This window comes from Frankia sp. CeRuru1, assembly GCF_977966315.1.
In genome coordinates this window covers 1-9,761 of sequence record NZ_CDWWEW010000095.1, presented here as the reverse complement: position 1 = coordinate 9,761, position 9,761 = coordinate 1, and the positions used below count along the sequence as shown (strand labels likewise).

The 9,761-nt window shown below is 68.9% G+C and carries 7 protein-coding genes; 5 read left to right on the top strand and 2 right to left on the bottom strand.

The window, feature by feature from the left end; genetic code table 11:
- Positions 1-246: 246 nt before the first annotated feature.
- The 4 genes from AC08OP_RS09650 to AC08OP_RS09635 all read left to right on the top strand — a co-directional run bounded on the left by AC08OP_RS09650 (position 247) and on the right by AC08OP_RS09635 (position 6,543).
- Positions 247-2,121, top strand: a complete 1,875-nt coding sequence (locus tag AC08OP_RS09650; RefSeq protein WP_476613878.1) for a choline/carnitine O-acyltransferase — start codon at positions 247-249, stop codon at positions 2,119-2,121.
- Between the two features lie 546 nt (positions 2,122-2,667).
- Positions 2,668-4,389 carry a hypothetical protein gene (locus tag AC08OP_RS09645; protein WP_476613877.1) on the top strand — a complete coding sequence of 574 codons (1,722 nt, stop codon included), beginning with the start codon at positions 2,668-2,670 and terminating at the stop codon, positions 4,387-4,389.
- Between the two features lie 109 nt (positions 4,390-4,498).
- The gene (locus AC08OP_RS09640; RefSeq protein ID WP_476613876.1) at positions 4,499-5,503 is read left to right on the top strand and encodes a hypothetical protein; all 1,005 of its coding nucleotides are present in this window, start codon (positions 4,499-4,501) and stop codon (positions 5,501-5,503) included.
- Positions 5,500-6,543, top strand: a complete 1,044-nt coding sequence (locus tag AC08OP_RS09635) for a glycoside hydrolase family 26 protein (protein WP_476613875.1) — start codon at positions 5,500-5,502, stop codon at positions 6,541-6,543. Before AC08OP_RS09640 ends, AC08OP_RS09635 begins: the two co-directional genes overlap by 4 nt.
- A gap of 94 nt (positions 6,544-6,637) precedes the next feature.
- On the opposite strand, the gene AC08OP_RS09630 is transcribed toward AC08OP_RS09635, so the two are convergent.
- Entirely contained in the window at positions 6,638-7,174 is a 537-nt protein-coding gene (locus AC08OP_RS09630; RefSeq protein ID WP_476613883.1) for a glutathione peroxidase, read from the bottom strand.
- A 288-nt stretch (positions 7,175-7,462) separates the two neighbouring features.
- Here AC08OP_RS09630 and AC08OP_RS09625 point away from each other — a divergent pair, with 288 nt between their 5' ends.
- On the top strand, positions 7,463-7,645 hold the full coding sequence (locus tag AC08OP_RS09625) for a Trm112 family protein (protein ID WP_476613874.1): 183 nt from the start codon (positions 7,463-7,465) through the stop codon (positions 7,643-7,645).
- 149 nt (positions 7,646-7,794) lie between these two features.
- Here AC08OP_RS09625 and rpsA read toward each other — a convergent pair whose 3' ends face one another.
- A complete protein-coding gene (rpsA, locus tag AC08OP_RS09620) occupies positions 7,795-9,273 on the bottom strand; it encodes a 30S ribosomal protein S1 (protein WP_462185830.1) in 1,479 nt (492 codons plus the stop codon).
- Positions 9,274-9,761 lie beyond the last annotated feature (488 nt).

Below are 9,761 nucleotides of genomic sequence, written 5' to 3'. Positions count from 1 at the left end.
CGGCGACATCCACCCGGCCGGTTCCGCCGGGATAACGGGCGACCGGTGCCGGCGGTGCCCCCCGTACGGCCGGTAGGTCGAGGGCGACCCGGCCATCATGCGAGTCGGATGAACCGTACGAGCCGAATGTCCGATGGAACGCCCGCCACCCGTGGAATCTCGGCGACCATGGACCCAACGCAGCCCGTAGCGTTCACCATGGCCGTGTCCCCGAGACGAGTTCCCCGAGACAACCCGAGGCCCAGCATGAATGCGATCAGTAGCTCCCAGCGGTCCACCGGAACCTTCGCGAACGACGATCTGCTGCCCCGGGTGCCGTTGCCCACGCTGGCGGAGAGCTGCGAGCGTTTCCTTGCCTGGTCCGCGCCGCTGCTGACCCCGTCCGAGCGGGCGACGACCGAGGCGGCCGTCGCGGCCTTCCAGGCACCGGGCGGCCCCGGCCCCACCCTGCATGCGGCGCTGGAGCGCTACGAAGCCACCGAGGGCGTACACAGCTGGCTGGACGGCTTCTGGGACTCCCGCTACCTCGGCCGGCGCGACCGCATCGCGCTCAACGCGAACTACATCTTCCTGTTCAAGGACGCCGAGGGTCTGTCCGCCGAGCAGCCGCAGGTGGAGCGGGCCGCCGGGCTCGTGGCGGCAGCCGTCGACTACAAGCTGCGCCTCGACGACGAGCGGGTCGAGCCGGTCGTCCAGCGCGGCCAGACGCTGTCGATGGCGCAGAACACGTTCCTGTTCTCCACGACCCGGATCCCGGGAGCGGCCCAGGACACCGTGCGCACCCCGTACAGCGAGCGGTGGCCCGGGCCGTCCCAGGCCCGCCACATCGTCGTTTTCCACCGGGGAAACATCGTCCGGCTGGACGTCGTCGGGCCGGACGGTCACCCGTACACCCTGGACGACCTCGCGGCGGGCCTGCGCGCCGTGGTGAAGGCCGCCGCGTCGCGGGTTCCGGCGGACGCCGCCGTCGGCCAGCTCACCACCAAGGCCCGGGCCGACTGGGCCGCGAGCCGCCAGGCGCTGCTCACCCTGGACCCCGCCAACGCGGCCGCGCTCGACACGATCGAGACCGCGCTGTTCGCCCTGTGCCTGGAAGACCTCACCCCCGAGGGCAACCTGGCCGCGTGTGACCACCTGCTCCACGGCGACAGCGCCAACCGGTGGTTCGACAAGGCGGTATCACTGATCGTTTTCGCCGACGGCCGGGCGGGCATCAACGTCGAGCACTGTGGGCTGGACGGGACGACGATCCTCAGCTTCGTCGACGACTTGCTGGGTACCTCGCCCGCGGAGCATTCGGCGAGCTCTGGCGCCCGGCCCCAGGGGCTACCCGTCATCGAGCCCGTCGAGTTCGTCCTCGACGCCAGCCTGCGGGCGGACGTAGCCGCCGCCGGCGCGTCGTTCGCGGAGTTCGCCGCAGCGACCGCCTCAACGGTGCTGTCCTTCACCGACTTCGGGCAGAACCGGGCCAAGGCACTGAAGACGTCGCCGGACGCGTTCGTGCAGCTCGCCTACCAGCTGGCGCACAGCCGGGCCAAGGGGCACATCGGCGCCACCTACGAATCGATCGCCACCCGGCACTGGCGGCGCGGTCGCACGGAGGCGATGCGGGTCGTCACCCCGGAGATCCAGCGGTTCGTGACGATGCTCAACGACCCGGGCACCAACACCGCCACCCGCCAGACCGTGTTCCGCGCCGCCGCCGACGCGCACGTGCGGCGCGCGAAGGACTGCCAGGCCGGGCAGGCCCCCGAGCAGCACCTGTGGGAGCTGCAGTTCATCGCCCGCCGCCAAGGCGCGCGGCTGGGGGTGACCGAACCGATCGCGCTCTACGAGACCCCGGGTTGGCTCAAGGCGCGCGACGACTACCTGAGCACCAGCTCCGCGCCGTCCACCAACGTCGAGTTCTTCGGCTTCGGGTCTACCAGCAGCCAGTGCATCGGCATCGCCTACGTGCTACTGCCGGACCGGTTCAACCTCTACCTGAGTACGCCGCGCGCAGTCGCGGACGGGATGTACGCGTTCGCCGGCCAGCTCCAGCAGGTCGTCACCGAGCTGCAGGACCTGCTCGCCACCGACGAGACGGGCGACGGGCTATTCCAGACGGGCTATTCCAGGTAATTGATGATGCGGCCCATGCCCCGCTCCTGCCTTGTCCAGGCGTCTGCGAGCGCAGCCACCGACATCAAGGATGCCCTGACCCGGCCGGCAGCCGGTGTCCCGGAAGCGGATCGGATGGCGCACCCACACCTCACTGGATCCACCACCGGGTACCGCCCTGCCGGGGTGACCGACGTAACAAGGGGATCAGACCGAGGCCCGACTGCTAAACTTGCGGACCATCAGCCTGGATGCGGAAGATCGCGGACGTAGGCGAGTGTCCCGATCCCATAGAGCTACCATCCTGCTAGCACCCTGGCCGGCTGACACCCTGGTCAGAAACGACGCGGTGGGCTCGATCGTCGCCCTGCGCGGAAGCGGCGGCGTCGCTCGACCGTCCGGCGGCCGGCGCGGGGAGCCGGGGTCGGACCGATGCGGCACGGAGAGGACGGACGGCGGTGGATCAATGAGTCTGGCCACCGACCCCCAACAACAGACGATCATCGAGATTCTCCGCGATCCCTCCGCCGTCCGAGTACCACCCGGCGGAGGGTCGGGTGGGCTGCGGTGACCGGCCCGGAGACATCCGCGCCGGCCACGGCCCAGCACCACGAGTCGCCACGCCCCCGGACGGGACCCGCGCCGGAGGTCACCGCCGCCCTGCCGCCGCGACCGGAACAGTTCGACCGGGAGCGGACCCAGGTCATCCGCGGCCTACGCGACCGCCGGGTCCCGGCCGTAGAAGCCTTCGGGACGGCAGTGGACGGGCCGACCCCCGAGGGGCTGCTCCCCCTGTGGGGTCCCGCGACCGGCAAATGGCTCACTCCCCCGATCGGCCGCGGCGAGATCCACCGGGAGCGCGAGGCACCGGCAGTCCCGGATGGCGGGGAACCGGTTGACTACGGGCTGACCATCCTGGACGACGGCGGCCCGGCCGGTGGTCACCACCGTGACGAGCGACCGACCCGGGGTTCCAGCCGCTCGCGGGCCATCTGGACACTCGTCGACCAGGTGCTCTCCAGCGGGACGAACGCCGCGATGTCCTTCGTCATCGCCCGCAGCGTCAGCAAATCCGAGTTCGGGGCCTTCGCCGTCGCCTTCGCGATCTTCTCCTTGATGATCGGGTTCTCGAAGGCCGCCGGCACCGCTCCGCTGGGGATGAAGTTCTCCGACGTGCCGCCACGGGTATTTCGGGTGGCCGGTGCGGCGGGGACCGGCACTGCCCTCGTAATCGGGCTGGTCTCCGGGGTCGTGACGCTCTCCGTCGGTGCGGCGATGGGCGGCTCGGTCGGCGCCTCGCTGGTGGCGATGGGACTGGTCTTTCCCACGCTGCTGCTCCAGGACGCCTGGCGGCAGGTCTTCTTCGCCGAGGGTCGCCCGGCCGCCGCCGCCGCCAACGACGGGATCTGGGCGATCGTCCAGTTCGCCGCCATCTACGCGCTGATCGTCCGCGACGTCTCCACCTCGTGGGCGATGCTGCTGGCCTGGGGTGGCGCCGCCGCGGTCGCCGCCATGCTGGGCGTCACGCAGGCCGGCTTCAAGCCGGCGCCGAGCCTCGTGCGCGAGTGGATCGCCGAACACCGCGACGTCAACGGGTACATGAGCGCCGAGTACCTCACCGTCCAGGGCGCCCAGCAGGCATCCACCCTGCTGCTCGGTACGCTGGGCGCGATCGACCTGGTCGGCGCGCTGCGCGGGGTGCAGACCCTGCTCGGACCGACGACCATTCTCGCGGTCGGGATCGTGAGCTGGGCCATCCCCGAGTTCTCCCGCCGCAAGGACCTCTCGGCCGCGGCCCGGGTCCGCGCCGCCTACGCCCTGTCCGCGGTGATCGTCGCGGCCGGCGCCGCCTGGGGGACGATCTTTCTCGTCCTGCCGACGAGCATCGGGCACTCGCTGCTCGGCGAGACCTGGGAGCAGACCCACGACCTGCTGGCGCTGTCCATCGTGCAGCAGGCGGGCCCCGCGGCGACGGTCGGACCGGCCTGCATGCTCTACGCACTCGGCAAGGCCAAGCTTACCTTCCGCGCGAATGCGGTGCTCGCCCCCCAGCTTGTCGTCTATCCGATCGTCGGTCTGGAGATCGGCGGCGGCACCGGCGCGGTCTGCGGTTACATACTTGCCTTCTGGGTGACCGTCCCCATCTGGTTCATCCTCGTCCGCCGGGCCGCGCGGGAGGTGGAACGGGACACGGCGATCGCCCTTTCCGGTGAGCCGGCCGGACCGGACGTACAGGGCCGAGTTCCGGAGCGCCCGACCCGGACCGGCAATGATGATGTTTCACGGTAACGTACGGGCTGTGCGCAATATGTTCGGCCGACCGCGTCGAGGTGGCGTCCGAGGCGTCGAGGCTACCGCGATGAGTGCTGCCGGGCCAGGGCCGGTAGGGGGGGTTGCGATGATTCTGCGTATTCTTTATCGGTCGGTCGGTTCGGAAAACACGAAGAACCGGCCGGCCTTCTACAGCAAGATTCTTGCGTTGGCCTCTCTCCTCCGGGCCGTCGAGAACGTCGACATCCCGGTACGGATCGTCTTCGTCAATGACGGCCCGATGCCGGCGGAGCGTCTTGCCGTGATGACGTCCGCCGGCGAGGTGCAGTCGGTGCAGTGCGGCAGCAATCGCGCATCTTACCGGTACGTGCTGCGGATGCCGCGGGTCCGGCGCTGGTCGCCGGACGATCTGGTCTGGCTCGCCGAAGATGACTATTTGTACACGGAAAAATCGCTTTCCAGTCTCGTCGCGGCAGCGACCGCGCTCCCCGCGGTCGACTATTTCACCCTTTACAGCACGCTGCGATTCTCCTCGACCACCACCCGCCGCCGGCCAATGGTCCACCGGGACGGCGGCAGCCACTCCCACGCGCCGGTAGTCGACGGCGTGACCTGGGCCAGGGCCGCCGCCACGACCAGCACGTTCGGCCTGCGGGTCGGCACCCTGCTCGAGGACGAACTGCTGCTGCGCTCGATCCCGTTCGTCGGCGGCGCCTTCGACCGCGCGACCTGTCTTACCCTGCAAGGTTTCCAGCCCTTCCGGCTGGCCGAGCTGGGCGGGGAACCGCCTGCGTTCTCCCCGCAGCCCCCCGCCGTGCGGGTCGCTCGTCGGGTGGTGCTGAGCGGGCTGCGCACGACACTCAACGCCGTCGCCCTGGCGCGGCCCGAACGGCTGCGCCGCACGATGCTGGTGCCGGAACCCTCCATGGCCACGCACATGGAGGTGGGTGAGGCGCTCGTTCCCGGTCACGACTGGGCGGCCGAGGCCGAGGCCGTGCAGGCATGGCTACGGGCCCGGCGGCCCGGCCCGGTGGAGACGCCGCTGCTCGGCGCCACTGCCACGGTCACGGCCACGGCCACGGCTTCGGGTACGCAGCGACCCTCCGCCGCGCACGGACCCTCCGCCGTATGAGACCGCGCCTGGCACCGCGAGGGTGGGGGTCTGCCGGCCGCCACACCGTCCGCGCCGCCCACCCGCGGTCACTCCCGCTGCCGCTGCTCCTCCTGCTGATCATCGGCCTGGTCGCCGGCGGGCTCAGCTCCTGCTCGGACACACCCAAGCCGCCCCAGCCCCAGCCCGGCGGTGTGCACTGGGTCTCCGGCGCCAATGGCAACTTCCCCGCGGACGTCAATCTCTGGTCGGTCTTCACCGGCCGCAAGGTGGACCTGGCCGTCGTCTTCACGGATCGGCAGGACTGGACCAACCTGGTCTCGGCCGGCTGGCCGACGCAGGCCTTCACCCGTGACAAGTTCCCCGGCGGCCTGTCGGTCGCCCAGCCGATGTTCCCCAAGGACGGCGACGAGGCCACCTGCGCGACCGGCGCCTACGACAACTACTGGCGGCAGTTCGGCACCACGCTGACGACGTTCGGCCGCGGCGACGCCTTCGTCCGGCTCGGCTGGGAGTTCAACGGCGACTGGTTCTGGTGGTATCCACGCGACGTCGAGACCTGGAAGACCTGCTACCGCCGCACGGTCCTGGCGATCCGGTCGACCGCGCCGCACGTGCGGATCGACTGGAATATAACCGCACACCGGGATCACCTGCCGGTAAGCGGTCAGGACGTCTGGGACGCCTATCCCGGTGACGACTACATCGACGTGGTCAGCATCGACTCCTACGACTCCTATCCCGCCTCCGTCAGTAAGACGATCTGGGACCGGCAGTGTCATCTGCGATCCGGTCTGTGCACGGTGATCGCCTTCGCCCGCGCCCACGGCAAGAAGTTCGCCGTTCCGGAGTGGGGTCTGGTACGCACGACCGGCGGCGGTGGCGACAACCCCTACTACATCCAGAAGATGTACGAGACCTTCACCGCGAACGCCGACGCCCTGGCCTACGAGGCGTACTTCAACAACGCCGAGGAGGGGAACGTGGAATCCTCGCTGTACAGACCGGTACTGAACCCGAACGCGGCGGAACGCTATCTGGCGCTGTTCGGCGTCCGCTGACCGCGCTCGCCTACTCCTGCTGCGAAGCCGGCGGGCACCGCCCGCTTCGGCGTGCCCGGCCGGCGACAGCGGCAGGCCGGGCACGGGAGAACCATCAGGCCAGGGTGGCCTCAAGATCCTTGCGGATCTCCTCGGGGGTGACGGTCGGCTCGTACCGGCGGACCACTTTTCCGTCCGGGTCGACAAGGAACTTAGTGAAGTTCCACTTGATCTCGTCGGTGCCGATCGCTTCCGGCCGGGTCTTCTTGATGTGCTCGTAGAGGAAACCGGCATCGGGCCCGAAGTCACCGGGCGCCTCGGAACGCAGGTGGGTGTATAGCGAGGCCGCTTCGGGCCCGTTCACATCGATCTTGCTCAGGACCGGGAAGGTGACGTCGAACTTCGTGGTACAGAACTCCTGGATCTCGGCGTCGGTACCCGGCTCCTGCCCGCCGAACTGGTTGCACGGGAAGCCGAGGATCTCCAGGCCGCGGCCGTGCAGATCCCGGTACAGGGACTCCAGCCCCTCGTACTGCGGCGTCAGACCGCATTTGCTGGCAACGTTGACAATCAGCAACGTCTGGCCGGCGTAGTCGCCGAGCGAGCGGGAGGTTCCGTCCGCGGCATCGACGGTGAAGTCATGGACAGTCATGGACACCTGACTCTCGATGAGGGCAAGCTGGGACTTCGCGACCGGTCTCCGGCCGCCGAGCGACTTCGACGCTATCCCCCAGAAGTTTTTATGTCATCGAGTTGGTTGCATAACCCGTCAGCGACGCGAACCGGTGCCTCGCGACCGGGGCCCGGCACCGGGATGGCTGGCGCCCCCGGCCGGGGCCGGTCAGGGCCGACCGAGGTGTCTGCGATGCTCAGGGGATCCGGAACGGATACTCATGGGTCCCGCGACGGCACCCCGAGACGACGAACAGGAACGTCAGAGATGACTATCGAACCCGAACTGTTGAAGATCCTCGCCTGCCCGGTCGACAAGGGACCGCTGGAGCTCATCGACGGCTGGCTGGTCAACCCGCGTCTCGGCCATCGCTACGAGATCCGCGGGGACGTTCCGATCCTACTCAGGCCGGATCACGTCGACCCGGCCGTGGCGCGCTCCTCGTCCTGATCCGGCCGAGGACCTCCCTCTGCCCGGGCTGAGCTTCTACCCGGGACTGGGCTCCCGCCGGGTCTGGGACGGGCAGGGGAAAGGACCGGAAATCGGTCGGGGCCCGGGGAGAAGATCCCCGGGCCCCGACCGTCGGTGACGGGAGTCGGCTACTCCCGACCGAACTGCTCACGCAGCCGACGCAGCGCCTCTTCGTCGATCGCCGAGGAAGGCTGCTCGGACTGGGAGGTGTAGGAGGAAGGAGCCGCCGCGGCGGCGTCGGCCTCCTGCGCGGCCCGGATCTGGGCCTGGTGCGCCTCGAAGCGGGCCTGGGCCTCGGCGTATTGCCGCTCCCATTCCGCCTGCTGCTCCTCGTAACCTTCGAGCCATTCCCCGGTCTCGGGGTCGAAGCCTTCGGGGTAGACGTAGTTACCCTGCTCGTCGTACTTGGCTTCCATGCCGTACTGGCTCGGGTCGAACGCCTCGCCGTCGGCAGCCAGCCCTCCCGCCTCGTTCGCCTGCTTGAGCGACAGGCTGATGCGGCGGCGGTCGAGGTCGATGTCGATGACCTTCACCAGGATCTCGTCACCGACGTTCACGACCTGCTCGGGGATCTCCACGTGCCGCTCGGCCAGCTCGGAGATGTGGACCAGACCCTCGATGCCCTCGTCCACCCGGACGAACGCACCGAACGGCACCAGCTTCGTGACCCGGCCCGGGACGACCTGACCGATCGCGTGGGTCCGGGCGAACTGACGCCACGGGTCTTCCTGCGTCGCCTTCAGCGACAGCGAGACCCGCTCGCGGTCCAGGTCGACGTCGAGGACCTCGACGGTGACCTCCTGGCCGACCTCGACCACCTCGGACGGGTGGTCGATGTGCTTCCAGGACAGCTCGGAGACGTGCACGAGGCCGTCCACACCGCCGAGGTCCACGAAGGCACCGAAGTTGACGATGGAGCTGACCACGCCCTTGCGGATCTGGCCCTTGGCCAGCTGGGCGAGGAACTCGGAACGGACTTCACTCTGGGTCTGCTCGAGCCAGGCCCGCCGCGAGAGCACGACGTTGTTGCGGTTCTTGTCCAGCTCGATGATCTTGGCTTCAAGCTCGCGGCCCACGTAGGGCTGCAGATCGCGGACCCGGCGCATCTCCACGAGCGAAGCCGGCAGGAAGCCGCGCAGGCCGATGTCGAGGATGAGACCACCCTTGACGACCTCGATCACGGTGCCGGTGACGACGCCGTCCTCGTCCTTGAGCTTCTCGATCGTGCCCCAGGCGCGCTCGTACTGCGCACGCTTCTTGGACAGGATCAGGCGGCCTTCCTTGTCCTCCTTCTGGAGGACAAGGGCCTCGACGTGGTCGCCGACACTGACGACCTCGTGCGGGTCGACGTCGTGCTTGATCGACAGTTCCCGGGACGGGATCACACCCTCGGTCTTGTAGCCGATGTCGAGCAGCACCTCGTCGCGGTCGACCTTGACGATGACGCCGTCAACGATGTCGCCATCGTTGAAGAACTTGATCGTCTTGTCGACGGCCGCTAGGAAGTCTTCGGCCGAGCCGATGTCGTTGACCGCTACCTGTGGTGTGGTCGGGCTGGGCGAGATGGTCACGGTCTCCACGGGTCGTACGTCGGTGGTGCTCGTCAAGGGGTCGGCTCCGGCTAGGGGTGGTCGTCCGCGCGAGGGCCGGATCGAACCGCCGGGACCGAGGGACAGAAACAACGCCAAAAACGAAGAAACTGTCAGGAACGATAACGACGCTCGAGTGGATCCGCTCGGTCTGAGACCCACGGACCCTCGTGCACGTCCCCAAGTCTAGGGACGGGTGTCCAGGGTGGTCAACGGGCGCCCGCACCAAGACGCGTGCCGTCCGCCATCATCCTCACTCTGCGTAGAGGCATGACGTCCATATGTAGTTTTAGGTGGCGGCACGGCGCCGCGGTAGGCGGGACAACACCGTCCCGCGGATCGTCCCGGCACACGGGTGGGAACGTGTACGGACGGGACGCGACAGAGACGGACGGCGCAGATCGGTTGAAAAGCGGATAAATGGGTGAGTTCGTGGCGTCCGATTCCCGACACCCGCCGACGGCATGGCCTCGCGGCCCGACGCCCGGTCATTCCCGGGTCAGCGC